At 60.7% G+C, this 22,301-nt stretch carries 20 protein-coding genes; 8 read left to right on the top strand and 12 right to left on the bottom strand.

Annotation, left to right across the window (positions count from 1 at the left end):
* Positions 1-16 precede the first annotated feature (16 nt).
* Positions 17-655, top strand: a complete 639-nt coding sequence (locus tag MHX63_RS04285) for an isochorismatase family protein (RefSeq protein WP_239387390.1) — start codon at positions 17-19, stop codon at positions 653-655.
* A gap of 123 nt (positions 656-778) precedes the next feature.
* Positions 779-1,579: an enoyl-CoA hydratase/isomerase family protein gene (locus MHX63_RS04280; RefSeq protein ID WP_239387389.1), complete on the top strand. Its 801-nt coding sequence runs from the start codon at positions 779-781 to the stop codon at positions 1,577-1,579.
* A 9-nt stretch (positions 1,580-1,588) separates the two neighbouring features.
* Here MHX63_RS04280 and MHX63_RS04275 read toward each other — a convergent pair whose 3' ends face one another.
* Together MHX63_RS04275 and MHX63_RS04270 are read right to left on the bottom strand one after the other, a co-directional pair.
* Positions 1,589-2,764: an acyl-CoA dehydrogenase family protein gene (locus MHX63_RS04275; protein WP_071057189.1), complete on the bottom strand. Its 1,176-nt coding sequence runs from the start codon at positions 2,762-2,764 to the stop codon at positions 1,589-1,591.
* A 729-nt stretch (positions 2,765-3,493) separates the two neighbouring features.
* A complete protein-coding gene (locus MHX63_RS04270; RefSeq protein ID WP_239200275.1) occupies positions 3,494-3,862 on the bottom strand; it encodes a DUF5997 family protein in 369 nt (122 codons plus the stop codon).
* A 37-nt stretch (positions 3,863-3,899) separates the two neighbouring features.
* On the opposite strand from MHX63_RS04270, the gene MHX63_RS04265 reads away from it, so the two are divergent.
* From MHX63_RS04265 to MHX63_RS04250, 4 genes are all read left to right on the top strand, one after another.
* Positions 3,900-4,607, top strand: a complete 708-nt coding sequence (locus tag MHX63_RS04265; protein ID WP_239387388.1) for a LysR substrate-binding domain-containing protein — start codon at positions 3,900-3,902, stop codon at positions 4,605-4,607.
* A gap of 131 nt (positions 4,608-4,738) precedes the next feature.
* Positions 4,739-5,371, top strand: a complete 633-nt coding sequence (locus tag MHX63_RS04260; RefSeq protein ID WP_239387387.1) for an LGFP repeat-containing protein — start codon at positions 4,739-4,741, stop codon at positions 5,369-5,371.
* Positions 5,372-5,626: 255 nt separating this feature from the next.
* The gene (locus tag MHX63_RS04255; protein ID WP_239387386.1) at positions 5,627-7,018 is read left to right on the top strand and encodes a PhoH family protein; all 1,392 of its coding nucleotides are present in this window, start codon (positions 5,627-5,629) and stop codon (positions 7,016-7,018) included.
* Between the two features lie 63 nt (positions 7,019-7,081).
* Complete coding sequence (locus MHX63_RS04250; RefSeq protein ID WP_239387385.1) at positions 7,082-7,828, top strand: GNAT family N-acetyltransferase; 747 nt, start codon at positions 7,082-7,084, stop codon at positions 7,826-7,828.
* A gap of 113 nt (positions 7,829-7,941) precedes the next feature.
* On the opposite strand, the gene MHX63_RS04245 is transcribed toward MHX63_RS04250, so the two are convergent.
* The 4 genes from MHX63_RS04245 to glpX form a co-directional block, all read right to left on the bottom strand.
* On the bottom strand, positions 7,942-9,561 hold the full coding sequence (locus MHX63_RS04245) for an MDR family MFS transporter (RefSeq protein ID WP_239387384.1): 1,620 nt from the start codon (positions 9,559-9,561) through the stop codon (positions 7,942-7,944).
* Complete coding sequence (locus MHX63_RS04240; RefSeq protein ID WP_239387580.1) at positions 9,558-10,334, bottom strand: TetR/AcrR family transcriptional regulator; 777 nt, start codon at positions 10,332-10,334, stop codon at positions 9,558-9,560. The genes MHX63_RS04245 and MHX63_RS04240 overlap by 4 nt, the downstream gene beginning before the upstream one ends.
* An 863-nt stretch (positions 10,335-11,197) precedes the next feature.
* Positions 11,198-12,601 carry a class II fumarate hydratase gene (locus tag MHX63_RS04235; RefSeq protein ID WP_049049125.1) on the bottom strand — a complete coding sequence of 468 codons (1,404 nt, stop codon included), beginning with the start codon at positions 12,599-12,601 and terminating at the stop codon, positions 11,198-11,200.
* A 176-nt stretch (positions 12,602-12,777) separates the two neighbouring features.
* Positions 12,778-13,809, bottom strand: a complete 1,032-nt coding sequence (gene glpX, locus MHX63_RS04230; protein ID WP_239387383.1) for a class II fructose-bisphosphatase — start codon at positions 13,807-13,809, stop codon at positions 12,778-12,780.
* A 169-nt stretch (positions 13,810-13,978) separates the two neighbouring features.
* Here glpX and MHX63_RS04225 point away from each other — a divergent pair, with 169 nt between their 5' ends.
* Positions 13,979-14,617 carry a DUF4245 domain-containing protein gene (locus tag MHX63_RS04225; protein WP_239387382.1) on the top strand — a complete coding sequence of 213 codons (639 nt, stop codon included), beginning with the start codon at positions 13,979-13,981 and terminating at the stop codon, positions 14,615-14,617.
* Positions 14,618-14,630: 13 nt separating this feature from the next.
* Here the strand turns inward: MHX63_RS04225 and MHX63_RS04220 are convergent, their stop codons facing one another.
* Positions 14,631-14,918, bottom strand: coding sequence for an exodeoxyribonuclease VII small subunit (locus tag MHX63_RS04220; RefSeq protein ID WP_239387381.1), 288 nt, complete (start codon positions 14,916-14,918; stop codon positions 14,631-14,633).
* Positions 14,919-14,922: 4 nt separating this feature from the next.
* On the bottom strand, positions 14,923-16,242 hold the full coding sequence (gene xseA, locus MHX63_RS04215; RefSeq protein ID WP_239387380.1) for an exodeoxyribonuclease VII large subunit: 1,320 nt from the start codon (positions 16,240-16,242) through the stop codon (positions 14,923-14,925).
* Positions 16,243-16,340: 98 nt separating this feature from the next.
* On the opposite strand from xseA, the gene MHX63_RS04210 reads away from it, so the two are divergent.
* Positions 16,341-17,327, top strand: coding sequence for a 4-hydroxy-3-methylbut-2-enyl diphosphate reductase (locus tag MHX63_RS04210; RefSeq protein WP_239387379.1), 987 nt, complete (start codon positions 16,341-16,343; stop codon positions 17,325-17,327).
* Between the two features lie 85 nt (positions 17,328-17,412).
* Here MHX63_RS04210 and MHX63_RS04205 read toward each other — a convergent pair whose 3' ends face one another.
* The 4 genes from MHX63_RS04205 to MHX63_RS04190 all read right to left on the bottom strand — a co-directional run bounded on the left by MHX63_RS04205 (position 17,413) and on the right by MHX63_RS04190 (position 22,104).
* Positions 17,413-18,345: a DUF6542 domain-containing protein gene (locus MHX63_RS04205; RefSeq protein WP_239387378.1), complete on the bottom strand. Its 933-nt coding sequence runs from the start codon at positions 18,343-18,345 to the stop codon at positions 17,413-17,415.
* 27 nt (positions 18,346-18,372) lie between these two features.
* Positions 18,373-20,190, bottom strand: coding sequence for an AI-2E family transporter (locus MHX63_RS04200; RefSeq protein WP_239387377.1), 1,818 nt, complete (start codon positions 20,188-20,190; stop codon positions 18,373-18,375).
* A gap of 73 nt (positions 20,191-20,263) precedes the next feature.
* On the bottom strand, positions 20,264-20,443 hold the full coding sequence (gene metS, locus MHX63_RS04195; RefSeq protein ID WP_239387376.1) for a methionine/alanine import NSS transporter subunit MetS: 180 nt from the start codon (positions 20,441-20,443) through the stop codon (positions 20,264-20,266).
* Positions 20,440-22,104 (bottom strand): sodium-dependent transporter, encoded by a 1,665-nt coding sequence (locus tag MHX63_RS04190; protein WP_239387375.1) that lies wholly within the window; start codon positions 22,102-22,104, stop codon positions 20,440-20,442. Before MHX63_RS04190 ends, metS begins: the two co-directional genes overlap by 4 nt.
* Positions 22,105-22,301 lie beyond the last annotated feature (197 nt).

The following is a 22,301-nucleotide window of genomic DNA, read 5'->3' as shown; positions in this document are numbered from 1 at the left end:
AAAGGGGTTTAGCACTATGGTCAGCACGCAGGCGAAGGATGCAATCATCGTCGTCGACGTTCAAAACGACTTCGTCGATGGTTCCCTGGGGACCGACCGGGGTCTAGAGGTGGCGCGGGGGATCAACGCCTGGCTGGGTGGCCTGGTGCACGCCGAGGAGGAGGAAGCCGAGACCGGCGACGGTTCCTCGGCTGCCGCCCGCCCGCTCATCGTCGGCACCAAGGATTGGCACATCAAGCCCGAAGGCCACTTTGCGCCAGAGGGGGAGGAGCCAGACTACAAGGACACCTGGCCGGTCCACTGCGTAGCCGACACCCACGGCGCACAGGTCTGCGCCGAGCTGAACCCTGAACTCGTGGACGTCTGGTTCCACAAGGGCGAATACACCGCCGCCTATTCCGGCTTTGAAGGCCACCTCGCGGGCGAGGAGCAGACACTGCAGCAGTGGCTGAACTCCCACGAGGTAGAAAACGTAACGATCGTGGGCATCGCCACCGACTTCTGCGTGCGCGCAACAGCCGAAGATGCGCTCCGGGCGGGCTTCGGCGTGACGGTTATCGAGGATTTCTGCGCCGCGGTGAGCGAGGACGGCGCTACCCAGGCTCTGGACGCCCTCAGGGCTTCCGGCGCCGAGGTTATCGCCCAACCCCGCTAGCCATCCCCGCGCCAGCGGGGCATGAGGCGGTCGATGGCGTGGGGGGCGTCGCTAAACAAAAACCGCGACAACATCTGCGCCAAAACGCAGCTTTACGCACGTGTTCCACGTAGCGTAACCCGTATGAGCGAAAACACTAATCTTGTGCTGGTCGAGGACAAGGCCGGCGTACGATACATCACCATCAACCGTGCGGAAGCATACAATTCTCTAGACAAAGCGCTGCGTCTTGCGCTGATTGAGGCTTTCCGCAACACACAAAAGGATTCCGAAGAACTAGGCTCGGCGGTGCGTGCCGTGGTGCTGCGCGCCAACGGTAAGGCGTTTTGCTCCGGGCAGGATCTGAAGGAACAGCTGCGGGATACGCAAAACCGCACGGGGATGGAAAAGGTGGTGGAGGAGTACAACCCGATGACTGAGCTTCTCGCCGGGATCAGCGTGCCGACCATCGCCGCGCTCCAGGGGCCGGCGGCAGGTGCGGGCTGGGGACTGGCAATGGCCTGTGACTTCCGCGTAATGTCCACGGCCGCCTCTTTCAAGGGGGCTTTCACGGGCGTGGGACTGGCTGCGGACTCGGGGCTATCGCAAACTCTTGTGGACTGCGTGGGGCGTGCGAAGACCCTGCAGTTGCTGCTCCTGGATCGCAAGGTGCCCGCCGAGGAAGCCGCAGAGCTGGGCCTAGTTGAGCAGCTCGTGGAGCCGGCCGAGCTCGAGGCGACCGTGGAGAAGCTGGCTAACGACTTCGCCGCTGGACCGACTGCAGCATATAAGGAGATGAAGGCGCTGGTGAAGAACACTTCGGCCATCAGCGATGCTGCCGCAGCGGAGGCGGAGGCACAGCTGCGCCTGTTTAACACCGCCGACCATAGCGAAGCGGTGGCCGCCTTCCTAGGAAAGCGACCACCGCAGTTTAAGGGGGAGTAGGGCTAGGCCTTAGTTCTCGCCCTTGGCCAGGCGGCGAGAGATGATCTCGATCATGATCTCGTTCGGGCCGCCGTAGATCGGCTGGACGCGGGAGTCCAGGTAGTGGGTGGAGATCGGGTACTCCAGCATGAAGCCGTAGCCGCCGTGCAGCTGCAGAGCCTCGTTGACAACCTCGATCTGCAGCTCGGTGGTCTGGTACTTAGCCATTGCACCGGTGACCTCGTCCAGGGTGCCGTTGACCTTCTCCATGATGCAGGCATCGACGAAGGACTGAGAGCCCTGGATGTTGGTGGCCATCTTAGCCAGCTCCCAGCGGTATGCCTGGTGGTCGATCAGGCGCTGACCGAAGGTCTTGCGGTCCTGAGAGTGCTTGTAAACCAGGTCGAATGCGCGGCGGGAGGTAGCGATGGAGCCCACGGCGATGGACAGGCGCTCCTGTGCCAGGTTGGTGCGCAGGTAGCCGAATGCAGCGCCCTCTTCGCCCAGCAGGTTCTCCTTCGGGACGCGGGTGTCCTCGAAGGACAGCTCGGCGGTGTCCTGGGACTTCAGGCCGACCTTCTTCAGCGGGCCGGTCTTGGTGTAGCCCTCCATGCCGTCCTCAACGATCAGCATGGAAACGCCTGCGCGGCCCTTCTCCGGGTTGGTTACGACGACCAGCAGGGTGAAGTCTGCCTGGACACCGTTGGAGATGAAGGTCTTCGCGCCGTTAACGATGTAGTCGCCGTTCTCGTCCTTCTTAGCGAAGGTGCGGATGCCAGCCAGGTCGGCACCTGCGCCCGGCTCGGTCATGGCCAGTGCGGCGATCTTCTCACCGGCACACAGCGGCTTCAGGAAACGCTCCTTCTGCTCGTCGTTGCCGAAGCGCTGCAGGTAGGGGATGACCAGGTCGTTGATGGTCTGGATGCCCACGATAACGGAACCGGAGTCAGCCTTAGCCAGCTCTTCGGTCAATACAGCGTTGAAGCGGTAGTCGTTCTCCATACCGCCGCCGCCGAACTCCTCCGGAGCCATCATGCCCAGCAGGCCCTGCTGACCGGCCTTCTGGAACATCTCGCGGTCGCAGTAGCCCTGCTCGTGCCAGCGATCAACGTTCGGGGCGATCTCGGCCTTCACGAAGTCCGCGCAGGCCTCGCGGAACATGTTGTGCTCTTCTTCGAAAATGTTGCGTGGCAGGAAGTTCTTCATGGGTTCCTTTCAAACCAAGACGTTGGCTGCTTGAACTGTCGAACTTGGACTACTGGGATTCCAGCAGCGTGCGTAGCGCCAGAGGGCAGCAAAGTCGGTTATAGAGATTTTTGTGTGTTGCAGCCCGATGTTACGTCGCTATTGTGACGTGCATCTCTGCGTTGCTTATGAGAATAGCATTTCTTTGGGGCGAAAGTACAAGGAAACCCCTCGATGTTGGGAGAAAACACACCGTTATGTGCCACACACGGTTGTTGCTTCACCCCTGCTGTGAAAGCTGGCCACCCCCGCCCAGCAAAGAACCAGGTCAGCGATTTATTCAACATTTTTGTTGTTTAAATATTGACAAGCTAGGTGAGGCTTGGCTAACCTCATGGATGTGTCGCAGGCTAGTCACCTGAGGCGCACTGCAGTTGTGGAATATATTGCAGCACCTGTCGAAAGTTCAGTTGTCGGCGCAGTATTCATGCGACGAGGGTTTCTCTCTTCTCCCCGAAGCGCATGAGCATCGGTAGCCACTTTCTCCTCCGAGGTGCTGTGGTTGTTCATCCGGTTACCCGGCAACCGTCAGCTTCGTCACCTGGAGGTTGCTTACCGGATAAAGCTTCTGATGGCTCGTCACCATCGAAGGCCGAAGGTCAATGGCCAAAGGCGAAAAGGCGAGGAAAGGTCCGAAATATCGGGCTTATCCTCGCCTTTTTCTTATTCTTGTGCCGCCTCTAGCTGAACTTATTGACGCCCCGTCTCCTCGCGCTCACTAGCCAACTTACGGCGAGCCTCTCGCAGCCACTCCGGCTGCTTTTCAAGCAATGCCTTAATCTCCGCGGTCGTCAGTGGCTTGTCCATGTCATTGTTCTTCAGCGACGTAATGCTAATGCCCAGCTTGCGAGCTACCTCGGGGCGAGGGTGTGGCCCCTCTCGGCGCAGCGTCTGTAGCCACTCAGGCGGGTTCTTCTGCAGCTCCACGAATTGCTCATGGGTAAGTGCGGAATCTTGAAACTCCTGCGGCGTGGCTGGAAGGTAGATGGCCAGCTTCTTTGCGGCGGTGGCAGGCTTCATGGGCGGGCCGGACTTGTAACTTGGGATCGCGTCAGTCATGTTCATCATTCTAATGAACGGCTCTATTATTGGTGCCATGCCCACTCAGCAGAACCACGCCGCGAAACCGCGCCAGCACCTAAAAGTTGTCTTTAGCACTGGCGTACAGCCGGATAAGTGGTTCCGTCGCTTCGACGAGCGGGTTCCCGGGTGGAAGATCGCCAGCGCGGGCACCGACGATCCGTTGCCCTATATTCGCGCAGGCCAGGCGGATGTTGCTTTGGTGCGCCTCCCGACGGAAGGGTTCGAGCGCCCGGCTTACATGCACGAGGTTGCCCTCTACGAGGAGCAGATCGGCGTTGCCGCACCTAAGGAGCATCCCGTCAAGGTCATGGATTCCATAGACTTCCGGGAGTTGGCCGACGAGAAACTCATGTACGTCACTCCTTCTACCGGCTGGGATAATGTGATAGCTCTGCGCGAAGCCCTGCAGGTGGTTGCTGCCAATGTTGGCATCGCCGTCGCGCCGCGCCCCTTGCTGCGGGCTATTAACCAGCGCGGGGTGGTGCATCGGGATCTTTCAGGGATTGACGCCACCACCTGCCCCCGCACCCGCGTGGCTCTGATGTGGCTTACCGAATCCGACAGTGACGTCATCCAGGACTTCGTTGGAATATGTAAAGGGCGCACCGCGAGTAGCTCGCGGCAGGTGGCTAAGCGCGGGAGTGGTGGCGTCCATAAAAATGCAGATAAAACAAAGAAAAGAGGTAAGAAAAAGACTTCTCAAGGCGCGCGGCGAAAATAAAGAATTGGTTCCGATTGGGTTAAAGATCCTAAACAAAACGTGTATTTTTCGTTGGAACACTATTAGGAATAGGGGGTATTGCTTTTGCAATAAGCGAGAGCTGAAAAAGAGCCGACAGAAAGGTATTAGTAATGAACTCCAACAAGCGCTTCCGTCGTTCCGCAGTGGCACTGGCTGCAGGTGCATCCCTGGTTTTCGGTGTTGCTGCATGCTCTGACGATGCTGAGGACGCCAAGGACAAGGCTGGCGACGCAGCAAACTCCGCTACTGAGAAGGCTGGTGAGGCTGCCGACTCTGCTACCGCGAAGGCCGGTGAAGGCGAGGACGGTGAGTCCGAGGCTGAGGGTGCTGACTCTGAGGGCGCTGACGCTGAGGGCGCCGAGGGTGAGACCGAGAAGGTCCAGACCGCTAGCGGTGAAGAAGTTGAGCTGCCGAAGGACGTCAAGACCGCTTGGGACAACGAGGGCGGCGAGTCCGGTTCCTTCGGTAAGCTCGCCGAGTTTGCCGAGGGCGAGAACGGCTCCCTGGCAACCTTTGAAAAGGGCTGGATCGCTAACTCCAAGGATCATGGTGCAGTTCCGCTGATCGGCAAGATCGGTGAGACCTGGAACAACGGCGGCGGCCTGGACAACGAGCTGGGTCTGCCGACCGCTCCGGAGAAGGGCGACGCAGCCGACGGCTGGACTCAGTCCTTCGAGAACGGCACCATCACGTGGGCTAAGGATGAGTCCGGTCAGTTCTCCGAGACCATCGAGAAGCGCTAAGTTCTAACCTTAAAGTAGAGCTTGATAACCCCAGGTGAGGGACGGTAAATGTCCCGGAGCCTGGGGCTTTTTTATGTTTACCCAGAGTTCATCTGACAACAATGTAATTTCCATGCGGTGCGCATAGCGTCGAGGATGTCCGAAGCAAGTAACAACTACCCACCTCATCCGTTTCCCGGATGTAAAGCGTAGCTTTTGCGGCGTGGAACGTCCGGGTTGATCGACTCATAATCCTCTACAAGGAGCACCACCTCCATGACTTCCGCCGCGCCCACTGATCAGGCACATCAGAACTTTCAGGCAGAGCAAGCTCTCAACGCGCACTCCGATGCAGAGCTCGGCCTACGCACGTACGTCCTCGACACCTCGGTGTTGCTTTCCGATCCCTGGGCACTCATCAAGTTTGCGGAACACCGCATCATCCTCCCCGTCGTCGTCATCAGTGAACTCGAGGGCAAGCGCCACCACCCGGAACTTGGCTGGTTTGCTCGCCAGGCTCTACGCATGCTCGAAGACTTTCGTCAGGAGCATGGCCGACTGGACATGCCCAGCATCGTCAACGAAACGGGCGGTACCATCCAGGTCGAGCTGAACCACGTTGACCAGTCCGTGCTTCCTACTGGTTTGCGCGGAGAGCAGAATGACCACCGCATCCTGGCTTGTGCTTTGAACCTGCGGGCTGAAGGACACAACGTCACGCTGGTGACGAAGGACGTGCCACTGCGTGTGAAGGCCGGTGCCGTTGGTCTTGACGCCGACGAATACCATGCCCAGGACGTCGTGCTCACCGGATACAACGGCATGGCTCGTGCGGAGGTGCCCTCCAGCATCATCGACGAACTATACGACGTGGGGGAGGCCGACATCTCTGGCGCACTGACGGTAGACGGCGACGAGGTCGACAAGCTGCCGATCCACTGCGGCCTGCAGCTGACCGCGGGCAGCCAATCCGTTCTGGCGCGCTCGATGGGTGACGGCATGGTGCGCCAGGTTCCCACCGACCTGGAAGCGTTCGGTATCCGCGGGCGCAGCGCCCAGCAGCGCGTGGCGCTGGACCTGCTGCTGGATAACGAGGTTGGCATCGTAAGCCTCGGCGGTTCCGCGGGCACCGGCAAATCCGCTCTAGCATTGTGCGCCGGTTTGGAGGCAGTGCTGGAACGCGGTGAGCACAAGCGAATCGTGGTCTTCCGCCCCCTGTATGCCGTAGGTGGACAGGACTTGGGCTACCTGCCCGGCAGTGAGACGGAAAAGATGAACCCGTGGGCGCAGGCGGTGTACGACACCCTGGAAGGGGTGGTGAGCGACAACGTGCTGGAAGAGATCGACGCCCGCGGTCTGCTGGAGGTCCTGCCGCTGACGCATATCCGCGGCCGCAGCCTGAACGATAGCTTCGTCATCGTGGACGAGGCTCAGTCGCTCGAGCGCAACGTTCTGCTGACTGTGCTCTCCCGCCTGGGGCGCAACTCCCGTGTCGTGCTGACTCACGACGTTGCGCAGCGCGATAACCTGCGCGTAGGCCGCCATGATGGCATCCAGGCGGTCATCGAAAAGCTGAAGAATAATCCGCTGTTCGCGCACGTCACGCTGACCCGATCCGAGCGTTCCGCGATCGCTGAACTGGTGACGAATCTGCTGGAAAAGGGATAGTTCGCTCACAGCTGCCGGTAGTCAGGTGGCGTAACCGCTGGGTCTTAGGGCACAATTTCTTCCATGACTTCCGCGAACACCGCAGGGAACACTGCGAACACGGCCGGGAGCGCTGCAGATAGCAGTGCTGGCAACAACGCCAAGAACAGTGCCAAGCAGGCAATCTCCATCCGCCTGATGGAGGAGAGGGACTATCCGCAGGTCCAAAAGATCCTGCAGACCGGTATGGATACGGGCGAGGCGACCTTTGAGGAGAACGCGCCCGAAGCGTGGGACGACTTCATGCGCCACCGCCTGCCCGAGCTCTCCTTCGTCGCCGTCGATACCGATCCCGCGGCTGCCGCAGCCGCGGGACTTGGCGAAGATGAGGAGAAGATCCTGGGGTGGATCACCGCCACCTCCGCCAGCCACCGTGACGTGTTCGACGGGGTGTTGGAGGACTCGATCTACGTCCACAAGGATGCCGCGGGCAAGGGCGTGGCCGGTAGCCTGCTCGATAGGCTGCTCAAGGACGCCGCCGAGCAGGGCCACTGGGCGATGCACTCCAGCATCTTCCCGGAGAATGAGGGCTCTGTCCGGCTGCACGCCTCTCGAGGCTTCGAGGAAGTGGGCGTATTCCACTGCATGTCCCGCATGAACTACGGCCCGAAGAAGGGCACGTGGCGCCACAACATGGTGATGGAGAAGATCCTAGAGGGCGGCCCGGCATGGAAGTACTACCAGGAAAACCTGGAGCACTCCGACGAGGGTAGCGCCGACAGCGCTGGCAACACCGACAACTCCAAGGGATCGGCAGAAAAGTCCGAGTAACTTTCCAAGCACTTTTCCGAGCACGTTTCCCGAGCGAGCTCAGACACAGCGAAAGGCGACCGCATTAGCCATTAGCGCGGTCGCCTTTCGCTTGCGTGGAATCCCAACGGGGACTATTCGATAGTTTCCTTCAAATTGTCCTGACGCACCAAGACCAGAATCAGCGCAGCCAACACGGCTACCGGCGCCATGGCGCCGAGCACGGGGACTAGGGCGTCGTTATACGAGGTAGTGATCGCGTCGTGCAGCGGGCCAGGCAGCGTATCGACGATCTCCGGGGTGAGCCGGGCACTGCCGCCCCCCTGGAAATCGTGCGCGAACTTAGCTCCCTGCGGGCCCAGCTCCTGCAGCGCGCCGGGCACCCGTTGACCCATCAGATCAGCCACGCGGTGCGTGAACAGCGAACCGATGATCGCTGAGCCAGCCGTACCACCAATCTGGCGGAAGAAGTTATTCGAAGCAGTCGCAGTGCCCACCATCGAGATCGGGAAAGAATTCTGCACAATCAGCACCAAAATCTGCATCGAAAGCCCCAGGCCAACACCCATGAGAGCCAAGACAAGACCGAGGTGCACGAGGGAATCGTGGGCGTCAAAAAGTCCCATAAGACCAACCGCAGTGGCGGCAACGAGCAGACCCGCGACGGGGAACCACTTGTAGCGACCTGTCCGGGAAACATACTGGCCGGAGGCGGTGGCGGTGACGATCATGCCGGCCATCATCGGGATCATCATTAGACCGGCCTTGGTGGGGGTCATGCCGTGCACCATCTGAATGTATGTCGGCATGTAAGCCAACACGCCAAACATGACCACACCCGTGATCGTGCCGGCCGCAGTCGTGACCACAAAGTTGCGGACGGTGAACAGCCGCATCGGGATCAGCGGATCCTTCACCTTGCGTTCCACCAGCACAAACAGGGGAGCCAAGACGGCTGCCGCGATGCCCAAGCAGATAATGACGGGGCTGGACCAGGCGTAATCGCGCCCACCCCAGGTGAGCAGCAGAATCAACGAGCTAGTTGCGCCGGTCATCAGGACCGTGCCGGGGACGTCCAGGCGGGCGCCCGAGCCACGCTTCGGCAGCTGGAGGTTGAAGAACACCATCAGGAACGTGATGACCGCCAACGGAACGTTGAACCACAGCGCCCAACGCCAGCCCGGGCCGTCGGTGAAAAAGCCACCCAGCAATGGCCCCAGCACGGAGCTCAGACCGAAGACTGCGCCCATGATGCCCATGTAGCGCCCGCGATCGCGGGCGGGAACTACGTCGGCGATGATTGCCTGCGCGCCGATCATCAGGCCGCCGGCGCCGAGGCCCTGCACACCGCGGGCGACGATCATCATGTCCATACTCTGCGCCAGCGCGCCAATGACGGAGCCGGTCAGGAACAGGGCTACTGCCACCAGATACAGCGGCTTGCGGCCCATCTGGTCGCCCAACTTGCCGTAGACGGGCATGCCGATGGTCATGGTCAGCAGGAAGCTGGTGATGACCCAGCTCATTTTGTCGGCTCCGCCGAGCTCGCCAACGAGGGTGGGTAGAGCGGTGGAGAAGATCATTTGCCCGAGCGAGGACATCAGCATGCCCAGCATCAGGCAGCCGAAGACCAGGGGGACGTTGTTGCGTTTTTCTTGGCGCTGCTTTTCCGCCGCGTCGAGCCGTGCCTTGGCTGGTTGCGCGTTGGCAGCTTGCGCGTTGGCGGCGGTGGCCGTTTCGCGAGTAACTTTCATGGGCGGTTCTCCTTGATCTCCTGCGGTTTCTGCGAGGGGTCTGCGGTCGATTGTGGGGGTGGCTCAAAAGTGGCTGGTGAGATGGCGCTGAAAATCTCTTGCAACCCGGCAAGCGCGATATCGAAGTCGTTTGTGCTGGTTAGTGGCTTTCCGTGCCGTGCGGCTGAGGTTGCTGCGGCCCATTGCACCGTTGTTGCCGCGGTGACGATGAGGTGCGCCTCTTCCATCGCCTCCATGTCGGTGCTGCGGTTGCCCGGGTGCCCTTCGAGGTTCTTGCACACCGCTTCGGCAAGATCGCTGCGCAGCTTTTCGTAGCTGGCGAGCTTCGCAAGTGCCAGGCTGGGGAACTTCTTTATTATTTGGGATCGACGCCACCTTATCGACTCCGCCAGTTTCGGATCGAGGTTGGCATTGTCCAACTTCTTGGCCTCCTCGATGCGCTTCTTGGTCAGCATGTCGTAGAGGTATTGAGGCAGGCTGCCTTGTGCGGGGGAGAATCTCTCGAGCTTGTTGAAGTCATCCTTGGTGAGCAACGGGGGTTGTTTACCGACCGCAACGTGCTCCTTTGAGGAGAAGTAGTTGAAGAAGGTGCGGCGGCTGATGTCGGCCGCTTCGCAGATTTCCTCCAGGGTGACTCCATCGAAGGATCGGTCGAGGAAGAGACGGGTGGCCTCGTCCTCAATCCTTAGCCTCGTTTCCAGGCGCTTGCGCTCGCGCAACCCCATGGTGGAGATATCCGTGGGATCTGTTGGATCGCAGCAGTTCGAACTCATCACTCGGACAAACTTACACCCAGTGCAAAGTTATATCCAGTGCAAGATTTGTGTCATTTTTCATAGAGGTTTGCCCTGTGTGTGGTGGTTAACGGTCGGCGACGCGGGCGGGCATACGGTGGTTCGCATGGCGGGTGGGTGTGCTGCGACTGGCGTGGTGGGTGGGTATATAGTGGCTCGCGTGGCGACAAAGCTCCATTCCAAGGGGGGTGCAAATGTCGGAAATGTTGCACTCCGGTGGGGTAAATGTCGGAAAAGTTGCAAAACCTTGTCGGGGTAGATTTCCAATATTTTAAATGTGCAGGTCACGGGGGTGGTGTGGAGGGTGCCGATTTTGGGAGGGAGGCGTTTTGCAACTTTTCCGACATCCTTGAAACGCGTGGTGCTGGTGTGACCAATAGCTTTTGAAGGATAGTGGTTGTTGGCGGTGTGGTGGCAGATAGTGGGTATTGGTCGGTGCTGGAGAGGCTGAGTGTCGCTAGAACGAGAATTCGTTAACGGGATCAAATTCCAGTAAGGCAAAAGCCCAGTCCAGGGCGTTGTGATTTCCTCAAGCCGGTTTCGCGGCTGTACATATTCTCGTTCTAGCGACATTTCGCCCCCTGCGGAGGCGGCAAGAGGGGGCAGAGGGGCAGGTGGCCAGATGCATGGCAAATAGGAAAACCCGCTGTCGCTCCTCCAAAGACGGTGGCTAGTGCCTGCTAGTAGCACTAATGACTACTAGCGCCTTCGGAAAACAACAGCGGGTGTGTCGGCAAGTGTGACCAGCCAGGATGACCCGGCTAGTGTGGCCCGGCTAGTGTGCCAGCCAACCAGCCAACTAGCCAGCTGGCCCCGCAACAGCGTCAGTACTTAGTTTTCGCCTACTTGTCGCGGTCGGTGTTTGCCATAGCCAGGACGTCGAGGCGCTTATCCAGCTCCTCCTCGGTCAGCTTCTCGCCGTCGACAAAGCCCAGGTCGATGACCGTCTGGCGGATGGTCTTGCCTTCCTTCAGGGCAGTCTTAGCAACCTTCGCCGCAGCCTCGTAGCCAATGGCAGAGTTCAGCGGGGTAACGATGGACGGGGAGGACTCAGCCAGAGTGCGCATACGCTCCTCGTTCGGCTCGATGCCGTCGACCAGCTTCTCTGCGAAGACGCGGGCGGTGTTAGCCAGCAGCTTCGCAGACTCCAGCACGTTGCGGGCCATCATCGGGATGTACACGTTCAGCTCGAACGCGCCCTGGGAACCGCCAAATGCAACAGCAGCGTCGTTACCGATGACCTGCGCAGCAACCTGGGTTGCGGTCTCACACAGAACTGGGTTGACCTTGCCCGGCATGATGGAGGAGCCCGGCTGCAGGTCCGGCAGGTGGATCTCGCCCAGGCCGGTCAGCGGGCCGGAGCCCATCCAGCGGATGTCGTTGGCGATCTTGTTCAGGGAGACAGCGATGGTGCGCATAGCACCGGAGAACTCGACCAGGCCATCGCGGTTAGCCTGTGCCTCGAAGTGGTTCTCTGCCTCACGCAGCTGCTCCACGCCGGTCAGCTTCACCAGCTCGGCGGTCACGTTGGCGCCGAAGTCAGCCGGGGTGTTCAGGCCGGTGCCGACTGCGGTACCGCCGATCGGCAGCTCACCCAGGCGGGGCAGGGTGGCCTCAACGCGCTCGATGCCTGCCTCGATCTGGCGGGCGTAGCCGGAGAACTCCTGGCCCAGGGTTACCGGGACGGCATCCATTAGGTGGGTGCGACCGGACTTCACGACCGTCTCCCACTCCTTGGCCTTCTTGGCCAGGGACTCCTGCAGGACCTTTAGTCCCGGGATCAGGTCGTTAACCGCAGCCTGGGTGGCGGCCACGTGGGTAGCGGTTGGGAACGTGTCGTTGGAGGACTGGCCCATGTTCACGTGGTCATTCGGGTGGATCTCCACGCCGTTGTTCTTGGCGATGGAGGCGATGACCTCGTTGGTGTTCATGTTGGAAGAGGTACCGGAGCCGGTCTGGAACACGTCGATCGGGAACTCAGCGTCGTGCTTGCCCTCGCCGATTTCCTTGGCGGCGGAGATGATGGCATCCGCCTGCTCGTCGGTCAGCAGGCCACGATCCTTGTTCACCTGCGCGCAGGCGGCCTTCAGCAGCCCCATCGCGCGGATCTGTGCGGACTCCAGCGGGCGATCGGAGATCGGGAAGTTCTCCACGGCACGCTGTGTCTGCGCACGCCACAGAGCCTTCGCGGGAACCTTAACCTCGCCCATCGTGTCGTGTTCAATGCGGAATTCTTGCTCGGTCATTCTTTCATCACCTTTATCTTCTTAGCTTTTTGACGCCTCCCGCTCCGAACCCACCGAAGGGTTCAAAAGTCGGGAACCGTGGGAAAGCGGATAGTCTTTCGTGCCCCGCACGGACACCGCCCAATCTACCTAAAAGGCCTGCTGCGCGGGGCGGCGTGGGGGCGTCATAAAAAGGGCTAGTTACGGGTGTAATCCAGCACGGAGTAGGACTGCAGCTTCGCCAGCTGGTGCTGCGACTCGATGAAGCGGATCGTGCCGGAGCGAGAGCGCATGACCAGGGAACGGGTGGTGGCGGAGTTATGGTGGTAGGAGACACCGCGCACCATGTCGCCGTTGGTCACGCCGGTGGCGACGAAGTAGCAGTGCTCGGAGTTCACCAGGTCGTTGGTAGTCAGCACGCGGTCGAGGTCGTGGCCTGCGTCCAGAGCCTTCTGGCGCTCGGCCTCGTCCTTTGGCCACAGCTTGCCCTGGATCTCGCCGCCCATGCACTTCATGGCGGCGGCGGCGATAACGCCCTCCGGGGTGCCGCCGATGCCCATCATGATGTCCACGGAGTTGGTGGAGGTGTCCTGGGCGGTTGCTACGGCGCCAGCCACGTCGCCGTCGCCAATCAGGCGGACCTTCGCGCCGGCCTCGCGGATCTCGCGGATCAGATCCTCGTGGCGTGGGCGGTCCAGCACGACGACGGTGATGTCGCCTGGGACAGTGCCCTTGGCCTTGGCCACGGCGTTGATGTTGTCAGCGACCGGAGCGTCGATGTCCACCTTGCCCACGGCCTCAGGGCCAACCGCGATCTTCTTCATGTAGAACACAGCAGACGGGTCGTACATGGATCCGCGCTCGGCGGCGGCGATCACGGAGATGGCGTTCGGGCGGCCTTCGGCCATCAGGGTGGTGCCGTCGACTGGGTCGACGGCGATGTCCACTGCCGGGCCGTTGCCGGTGCCGACCTGCTCGCCGTTGAACAGCATGGGGGCTTCGTCCTTCTCGCCCTCGCCGATCACGACAACGCCGTCCATCTCCACGGAGTTGATCATCTGGCGCATCGCATCCACGGCTGCACCGTCACCGGATTCTTTCTGTCCACGACCAACCCACTTGCCGGAGGCGAGGGCGGCGGCTTCCGTCACGCGGACTAGCTCCATCGCCAGGTTGCGATCCGGAGCCTCCGGGTTTGGGGAGACAGCAGGGATGTGCTCAGTAGACATGATCTTCAAGCTCTTTTCTGTTGCTGATTGGTGGCTGATAGGTAATTGTTTCCACTCTTCTTCCATTGTGCCTCATTTACCCCGGGCGTTGTTTCATGCTTTGCCCTATCTTTCGCCGTCCAGCCCTACCTAGGGTTGATTTGGCCAGGCCAGCGGAGGCAATGCGATAATGGCGGGCGTGCAGATTCAAAAACCCCGTGCGTTTCAATCCACCAAGGACATTGTGCTTTCCCTGGTGGTGCTGTTGGTTGCCATGTTCCTGACGGTCGGGTTTACGGGCCTGTGCTCCTATAACCCTGGAGAGGCTGATCGCTCGGGTCCTGTGCAGGAGGTCGACAAGGATACTGTGCTGCAGATGGATGCCCGGACCTTCGACTTCCCTATCCGTAATCCGGAGATGCCGGAAGGCTGGGTGGCCAACTCCGCCCGTCGTGTGATGGTCGGCGGCGAGCCGTCGAGCCTGGTCGGTTGGGTTATTAACGGGGAGAACTACATTTCCTTGACCCAAACCGGTGCCGACTTTAAGGCTGCTTCTCAGCCTGATGATTCCGTGCGGGAAGAGACTGGCACGGAGACCACGGGGGACGTCGAGTGGCACGTCTTCACCGGAGACGACGCCCGTCCGCTGTGGGTCGCTGACCTGGGGGATGTGCGCCTGGCTATTGAGGCGATGGCCTCCCACGAGCAGACTCGCACTGCCGCGGAGAAGATTGCTGCGACCCAGCCAATTGACGTCACCGACGTTTCCGACAGTCCCGATACTGCGGGAGCGGCTGCCGGGCCCAGTAGCGCCGAAACAGCTAACTAGCCCCAGGCGCTGGCTAGCTTTCGCCCTGCGCCTCGGCGTTGCGTGCTTCGCGCTGCTGTAGCGCTTGCTCGATGCGCTTGGATGCGCCATTGAGGTAGTCCTCACAGTATGCGGCCAGCTCCTCGCCGCGTTCCCAGTAGTTCAGCGACTCGTCGAGGCTCATCTGCCCGAGCTCGAGGATCTTCACAACCTCCACCAGTTCATCGCGTGCCTGCTCGTAGCTCAGCTGGTCGAGCGGGCGAAACTTCTGCTGCTCGCCGCTTTCGGTGTTGTTGGTGCCGTTGCTGGTGTTGTTCGCCATCGTCTTAAGCCTCTCCTGTGCTGTTCTCGGTGCTGTCTGTGCTGCCGGTACTGTCTGTCTTGTTGCTGTTTTTATTCATGACGCCCCCAGGCGCCGCCTGCACACCCATCGCCGCGGCCGTGATGGATCCGTCGGGGACACGGATGCGAAGCTGCGAACCGGGGTCAACCTGATCCACCGTGGTGACCACCTGGGCTCCCGACTTGTCGCGCGGAATGACCTGCACGATGGAATAGCCACGCGCAAGGGTCTGGGACGGCCCCAGGGCATTGACCTGTGCCTTCAGCGACTCGATCGAGGAACGCAGTGAGCGGACATGCACCCCCAGGGCACGATCCTTGCGCTGCAGAGCCTCTGCGATGATGTCTTTCTGACGGGTAACTGGCAGGCTGGGGTCCGCCATCACGGGCCGGGTGCGGATCTGCGCCAGCCCCTTACGTTCGTGAGCGACCCAGTTGCGCAGGGCACCGGCGCCGCGCTGGCGTGCTTCGCTGATGATTCGCAGCTCCTGAACCACATCCGGCACCACCGTCTTGGCTGCGTCCGTGGGAGTGGCCGCGCGGACGTCGGCCACGTAGTCCAGCAGGGGATTGTCCGGCTCGTGCCCGATGGCCGAAACCACCGGGGTTCGCAGACGGGATACTTCGCGGACCAGTGCTTCCTCGGAGAATGGTAGGAGGTCTTCCACCGAACCACCGCCACGGGCGACGATGATTACGTCGACCGCCGGGTCCTGCTCCAGCTCGTGTAGAGCATCGACGACCTGCGGAACCGTCTTCGGGCCTTGGACGGCTGTATTAATCACCCGAAAGCGCACTGCGGGCCAGCGGCGCTTGGCCACCTCCATCACGTCCCGCTCCGCCGCCGAACCACGACCGGTAATCAAACCCACGGTGGTGGGCAGGAAGGGCAGGGGAGCCTTCAGGCGGGGATCGAAAAGTCCCTCGGCAAACATGGCCTTCTTCAGCTGTTCGATCTGCGCGAGCAGCTGGCCGATACCAACCTGTCGGATTTCCGTGACCCACAGGGAAAAGCTGCCGCGCTTGGAATAGAACGACGGCTTGCCGTGAACGACAATGCGGTCGCCGTCCTTCACTGGCGTGGCCAGGTTCTTCAGCGCGGTCGTCTCCACGGTCAGGGAGACCGAAGCTTCCAGGTTCACATCACGCAGGGTGATGTAGGAAAACCGCCAGGTGCTCTTCATGTTTACCTGCGTGACCTGGCCTTCTACCCAGATGAACCCCAGTCTCTGGATCCAGTTCTTCACCTGGTCGTTTAGCTGCCCGACCGCCCACGGGGCCTCAGCGGAGTTTGGAACGCTCATGGTTAAGCATTCTAAATGACGGCCCGGACACCAGTGGATGGCTGCGGGATGCGCAGCGGATGGGCAGGGGATGGGCACTGTCAGGTACTTCCATTACGATGGGGCACATGAGTACCCCAATTACCGAGGCAACTGCCGACACGAAGAAGGTTTATCTAGCTGCCCCGCGCGGTTATTGCGCCGGAGTCGATCGTGCCGTCGAGTCCGTCGAGAAGGCTTTGGAAAAGCACGGTGCGCCGCTGTATGTGCGTAAGGAAATTGTGCACAACAAGCACGTTGTGAAGACTTTCGAAGATCGCGGCGTGATCTTCGTCGACGAGACCTCGGAGATTCCTCGCGGCTCCAATGTGGTGTTCTCGGCGCACGGTGTATCGCCCGCCGTGCACGAGGAGGCACGCCAACTCGAGTTGAAGACTTTTGACGCCACGTGCCCGCTCGTCACCAAGGTCCACCACGAGGTCACGCGCTTCGCTAAGCAGGGCTATCAGATCATCCTGATCGGCCACCACGGCCACGAAGAGGTCGAGGGCACCGCGGGTGAGGCCCCGGATGTCGTCCACTTGGTCGACGGCGAGGACGACGTGAATGAGCTGGACTTCCCGGAGGATACGAAGCTGGTGTGGCTGTCCCAGACCACCCTGAGCGTGGACGAAACTATGACAACCGTGAAGCTGCTGCGCGAGAAGTTCCCGCACATCCAGGATCCGCCGTCCGATGACATCTGCTACGCCACTCAGAACCGTCAGGTCGCGGTCAAGGCCATCGCTCCGAAGGTGGAGCTCATGATCGTGGTTGGTTCGCAGAACTCCTCCAACTCCAAGCGCCTGGTGGAGGTAGCCCTGCAGCACGGTACGCAGGATGCCCACCTGGTGGACTACGCAGAACAGGTCGATCCCGCTTGGCTGGATGGCGTGACGCACGTCGGCGTAACCTCAGGCGCATCCGTCCCGGAGATCCTCGTTCGCGGTGTGCTGGAGCTGCTGGCGGAGAAGGGCTACGGCGAGGTGGAGGAAGTCACCACCGCCACGGAGGATCTGATCTTCTCCCTGCCACGCGAGCTGCGTCCGCCGCGGACCCAGAAGTAAAACGCGATGTGAATCGCTGAGGGAGGGGGAGACCTAGGGTTAGTCCAAGGACTTACCTCCTCTTACCCTGTCGAGTCCCGTCTGTTTAGTCGCGCTCGTCGTCGAGGTAGCGCTTGGGGGACATGCGCCGCTCTGGGAAGGGGACCCGGCGGCGCTGAGCGTTCTCGCGCAACTCCTCAGAGCTGCGGGTTACCCGCTTGGCGCTAGTACGGGAGTTGTCGGCGCTGGAGGTCTCTCCAAGGCGCAGGAATTCCTCGTCCCTATCGATGCTCCTGTCGGAATCCCTATCCAAGCTCCTGGCGGCGCGCTCCTGATAGGGGGCAGGAACCGAATCCCCGCCCCGCGGAATGCGGGTTCCACGCTGTGCTGTCCGCTCTGAACGCTCCCGCGGCTCGTAGCTGGGGGCGCCATCAACAGAACGAGCACTCCTGCGCGCGTGGCTCCGGGCATGCGAACGCTCCTGTGCGCGGCCGTAGGTCTCAATGTTGCTGCGGTCGGACTCGCTGCGACGGCGGCGCTGCATCTCCAGCTTCGCGGCCTTGCGGGTGAGGGACTCGCGGAAGTTCCACCAGCGGAAAACCGCAATACCCACTGCGACGAGGAAGGGGATCAGTAGCCATAGGTAGTGCTCAATGGCGGGGTAGATCGAGGTGATGACCTTCGTCTTTCGGCTGGCAATTGTCGCCCTTCCGGAACTGAACCAGCCAATCAAAAGCGATCCGAACAGGTAAAACAGTGGGAACGAGGCGACGGTGATGAAGAGCCCGCGCGGCTCGACGAAGATGGTAGAGGCAATCATTCCTACGGCGAAGAGGCCGAAGAAAAGAGTCGGGATCGTGGTATCGCCATTGGCGAGCACTAGGCCGGTGAAGACAATGGCCAGCATCACCAGTGCGGGTGCCCAGACGGGGAACCAGTGCGCCGGTGAATCATCATGCGCCACCTCAGCCATGCCGCGGCTGCGTACGCCACGGTGTACGGAGCGGTTGTTGCTTCTGTGTCGGCTGCTTTCGGTCACGGGGTAATGCTACTTCTTTGGTTCGCTCTACTCGTTATTGCCACGGAGGGACTTATAGATTGACTGCACCCTACCGCGGATCTGTGCCCTCTTGTCGCTGAGGGATGACGCCCCCTCGTCCGCGTCGGCCGCCGCCTCCGCAGGATCGTCGCTGACCGCCGTGGCGGTCGTAGTCTCGGAGGAATCGGCAGAATCAGTCTTGTCGGAGCTATTCAACATCATGGTCTTGCGCAGCTCCTGCCAGCGTTGGGCGGCACGCTCCGACTGTTCGCCTGTGAGAGAACCCGCGGTGGTAGCAAACTCGATATCCTGGGAGGTTTTTTCGCCCGTGGCGAGGTCCGTTAGGTCGCCCATGTATCGCAGGATGACAGCGATCATAGCGGCGCAGGGCACGGCTAGGAAGGCACCGATGATGCCGAATAGGGTGGAGCCCAGGGTGACGGACAGCAGAATGATGACGGGGTGGACGTTCATCGCGCGGGACTGCAGCACCGGCTGTAGGATGTTGCCTTCCAACTGCTGGACTGCAATAACCAGAAGCAGCGCCATAACGGCGGTGTTGAAGTCAACTGCCACGAGAGCGATCAACACGGACAGCGCGCCGGCGACGAAAGCGCCGACCATGGGGATGAAGCCGCCGAAGAACGTCAGGATAGCCAGCGGGCCGGCCAGCGGAACGTTCAGCAGCACGAGGCCCAGGCCGATGAAGATGGCGTCGATCGCGGACACGATGGCCTGGGTGCGGATGAAGCCGCCCAGGGTGTTCCAGCAACGAGTCAGAACCTCAGTGAGGTGCCAGCCGACGCGGCGACCCGCCACGCGGCGCAGCATCGGCAGGAAGTTCTCTCCGTCCTTCAGGAAGAAGAAGGTTAGCACCAGCATCACGAAGAGGGTGACCAGTAAGGAGGCGGTTTCCGTGCCGAAGGCGGCGATGCTCGTTGCGATGTCGCCGGATTTGTTCTGCAGCCAGTCGGTGATCTGCTGGACACCATCGTTGAACTGGCTTTCCTGCAAGTTCACAGGGGGTCCTTGCAGCCAGTCCTGGATCCGGCCGATGCCGTCGCTGGCCTGGTTGACGATCGTCTTACCCTGCTCCACGGCACTGGGCGCGATGGCGGCGAAGGTGCCGATGATGAGGGCGAAGAAGCCTAGGATAGAGATCAGCACAGCCAAGCTGTTGGGGATCTTCAACTTGCGGAGCAGGCGCACGACCGGCCACAGCACGGTACATACGATCACCGACAGGCAGACCGGCAGAATGCCGGCCCAGAGCTTGCCGAATACTTGGAATCCCAGGTACAGCGCCGCGGCGATGATGATAAAACGCAAGCACCAGCCCGCAAACCAGCGACCGGTGGTGCCGATGACCTCCGCGCGGTCGCGCAGTTCAGGGTTTAGCTCCTCATCGACAGGAGACTTCTTAGCAGGCTTCTTATCCTTCTTCTTGACTTTTGCGGCGTGCGAGCGAAGCCCAGGACGATCGTCAGTTTCTGTTTCTCCGTCTGGCTCGTGAACTTCATCCAGTGGCTTCTCCATGCCTGTCGTGGCGCGGGCGGTGTTGCGCTCCTGGACGTAGGAGTCCCCCTTTTCCGCCACTGTGGGGGCAGTTTCTGCTCGCTTATCCTCGACCAGCTCGGCCTCGGGGGAGTCGGGGCTGATTGTTGGGTGCTTGGCGGCCTCCGGTTCGTCAACGAACTGTCCGCGGCCGAGGCGTTCTTCGTCCCTGTCGTCCCCTGGGATAGGAATGTTTTCCGTATCCAGTCGATGGGACCCTGCGATGAAGTCTGCAAAGTCACGGCCATCCTTATAGGGAAAGGACCTGTCGTGAGGGTTCTGGGAGTTCATTCTCCCTATTCTGCCTCACGCAGGTCCAAAACGGGAGTTTATGACGCGCTCCCTGGGTGTGTTGATAGGCGGCTTAATGTGCCACGGAGGACGTGTTCACCTTGAGCAGGGAATCGTTGTCCGTGCCGGGTGCGGATCCCAGCTCGCCGGTGGTGGCGTCATCCGTTTTCGCGAGCATAAGAATCGCTGCAACGAGCCCACCCCAGATCACGATAATGAACAGGGCCATCAGGAGAATTGCGGGGCCGGTCATGACAGTTCCTTTCCATTGTTAGGGCCATTGTTAGAGCTGGTGGAAGAAGTAGCGGCGGTGGCAGCGCCATTGGTGAGCGGGTTCGGACTGCCGCTCGGTCGACCCTTTGGAGGCACGCCGTAGTCCGAACTCGGTAGACCATCGAGGAACAGGTTGCCGCGGAAAGGCACGAAGCTCCATACCACCGCGCCCAGGCCGATGATGATGAGCACCAACCAGCCGTAAGCGAAGATCGTCCCGGATGCGTAGCCCTCGTAGCCTTCGGAGAGGAGGGTACGGATTTCCTCGAACAGGAAGTACAGCAGCACCACAGGGGTGATGGCGAATACGCAAGCTTGCCACACGAATCCCAGACGCAGCTCCGAAACAGCGTTGAGGTGCTGCGCCATTTCGTTACGGCGCCCCTGAATCCAACCAATGGTCAGAACCGCGGCGACGGCACAGATCACGATGCCCAGGTTGTTGGTGAACTTATCCATGATGTCCAGGGTGATCAGACCAGACGTGGTGGAGAACAGCAGGCAGGAGACGACGGCCATGACGCCACCGATGCTAATGGCGGCGACCTCGCGAGTCAGGTTCAGCTTGTCCTTCACAGCGGAGATAACGACCTCCATGATGGAGATCAGCGACGTAATACCGGCCAGGAACAGGGAGCCGAAGAACAGCACGCCGAACAGGGGTCCCGCTGGCATTTCGTTGATGATGGTCGGGAAGGCGATGAATGCCAGGCCGATACCGCCGGAAACCGATTCCTCGACGGAGCTGCCGGACTGCGCAGCCATGAAGCCCAGGGTGGCGAACACGCCGATGCCGGCCAGAACCTCGAAGGAGGAGTTAGCGAAGGCCGTGACCATACCGGTGCCGGTGAGGTTCGTGCGCGGCTTCAGGTAGGAGGCGTAGGTCATCATGATGCCGAAGCCGATGGACAGGGAGAAGAAGATTTGGCCGTAGGCGGCGATCCATACGGAGGTATCGGACAGGACGCTCCAGTCCGGGGTGAAGAACGTGTTCAGGCCATCGGCGGAACCATCGAGGAATAGGGCTCGGACCACCATGACGATGAAAAGGACGATCAGCACCGGCACGAAGAACATGGTGACGCGACCGATACCCTCGTTAATCCCGCGGGCCAGGGTGAAGATACAGACCACCCATACGGCGGCCATGACCAGCAGAACCGGGATGACGAAGTCGCCTGTCCAGGCGGACGAATCGTCGAGCTTCAGGAATTCAGCCTGGAAGTAAGTCTCTGCGTCTTCACCCCACGTCTTTCCAATGGACTTCCAGGTGTAGAGGCCCGCCCAGGCGATGATGGCAGCGTAGTAGACCGCAATGAAGAAGTTCACGCCCACCTTTAGCCAGCCGATCGGCTCGGCGTACTTGCTGGTACGGCGGAACGTCAGGGGAGTGGAACCGCGAAAGCGGTGACCCATGGCGAGGTCGAACCACAGTAGCGGAATACCCGCAGTGAGTAGTGCAACCAGGTAGGGAATCAGGAAAGCGCCGCCGCCGTTTTCATAGGCGACGTAGGGGAAACGCCAAATGTTACCCAGGCCGACCGCGGAGCCGATTGCGGCCATCAGGAACACGAGGCGGGTGTTGAATGTTTCCCGTCTCTGACGGGCACTAGCTTCAGGCGAGGAGGATGAAGTGGTCATTGAGGCGCAACTTTCTAGCAGGCATCTCGCAAGGCGAAGAATTAACAGAAGAGGCTTAAGGGGTGGTAAAGCCTCAAGGTTTTCTAAGGTGCTCTTACTATATGGCTGTTGAAAGGCTCTGATAGTGGGTTTTCACAATTTTTTCCTGATATTGACTACCCAATGAAGGGGCGGGGGTAGGCGGTCTGGGGTATGTG

Source organism: Corynebacterium sp. ACRQK (genome assembly GCF_022345965.1).
Taxonomy (GTDB): domain Bacteria; phylum Actinomycetota; class Actinomycetes; order Mycobacteriales; family Mycobacteriaceae; genus Corynebacterium.
This window is presented reverse-complemented; position numbering and strand designations above follow the sequence as displayed.

Excerpts from the sequence above, each read along its gene's own strand:
- MHX63_RS04250 (WP_239387385.1), top strand. The coding sequence starts at position 7,082 with ATGACTTCCGCGAACACCGCAGGGAACACTGCGAACACGGCCGGGAGC.
- glpX (WP_239387383.1), bottom strand. The coding sequence starts at position 13,809 with ATGTCTACTGAGCACATCCCTGCTGTCTCCCCAAACCCGGAGGCTCCG.
- MHX63_RS04265 (WP_239387388.1), top strand. The coding sequence starts at position 3,900 with ATGCCCACTCAGCAGAACCACGCCGCGAAACCGCGCCAGCACCTAAAA.
- MHX63_RS04275 (WP_071057189.1), bottom strand. The coding sequence starts at position 2,764 with ATGAAGAACTTCCTGCCACGCAACATTTTCGAAGAAGAGCACAACATG.
- MHX63_RS04280 (WP_239387389.1), top strand. The coding sequence starts at position 779 with ATGAGCGAAAACACTAATCTTGTGCTGGTCGAGGACAAGGCCGGCGTA.
- MHX63_RS04235 (WP_049049125.1), bottom strand. The coding sequence starts at position 12,601 with ATGACCGAGCAAGAATTCCGCATTGAACACGACACGATGGGCGAGGTT.
- MHX63_RS04270 (WP_239200275.1), bottom strand. The coding sequence starts at position 3,862 with ATGACTGACGCGATCCCAAGTTACAAGTCCGGCCCGCCCATGAAGCCT.
- xseA (WP_239387380.1), bottom strand. The coding sequence starts at position 16,242 with ATGAGCGTTCCAAACTCCGCTGAGGCCCCGTGGGCGGTCGGGCAGCTA.
- MHX63_RS04190 (WP_239387375.1), bottom strand. The coding sequence starts at position 22,104 with ATGACCACTTCATCCTCCTCGCCTGAAGCTAGTGCCCGTCAGAGACGG.
- MHX63_RS04225 (WP_239387382.1), top strand. The coding sequence starts at position 13,979 with ATGGCGGGCGTGCAGATTCAAAAACCCCGTGCGTTTCAATCCACCAAG.
- MHX63_RS04240 (WP_239387580.1), bottom strand. The coding sequence starts at position 10,334 with ATGAGTTCGAACTGCTGCGATCCAACAGATCCCACGGATATCTCCACC.
- MHX63_RS04255 (WP_239387386.1), top strand. The coding sequence starts at position 5,627 with ATGACTTCCGCCGCGCCCACTGATCAGGCACATCAGAACTTTCAGGCA.
- MHX63_RS04285 (WP_239387390.1), top strand. The coding sequence starts at position 17 with ATGGTCAGCACGCAGGCGAAGGATGCAATCATCGTCGTCGACGTTCAA.
- MHX63_RS04210 (WP_239387379.1), top strand. The coding sequence starts at position 16,341 with ATGGGGCACATGAGTACCCCAATTACCGAGGCAACTGCCGACACGAAG.
- MHX63_RS04220 (WP_239387381.1), bottom strand. The coding sequence starts at position 14,918 with ATGGCGAACAACACCAGCAACGGCACCAACAACACCGAAAGCGGCGAG.
- metS (WP_239387376.1), bottom strand. The coding sequence starts at position 20,443 with ATGACCGGCCCCGCAATTCTCCTGATGGCCCTGTTCATTATCGTGATC.
- MHX63_RS04245 (WP_239387384.1), bottom strand. The coding sequence starts at position 9,561 with ATGAAAGTTACTCGCGAAACGGCCACCGCCGCCAACGCGCAAGCTGCC.
- MHX63_RS04260 (WP_239387387.1), top strand. The coding sequence starts at position 4,739 with ATGAACTCCAACAAGCGCTTCCGTCGTTCCGCAGTGGCACTGGCTGCA.
- MHX63_RS04200 (WP_239387377.1), bottom strand. The coding sequence starts at position 20,190 with ATGAACTCCCAGAACCCTCACGACAGGTCCTTTCCCTATAAGGATGGC.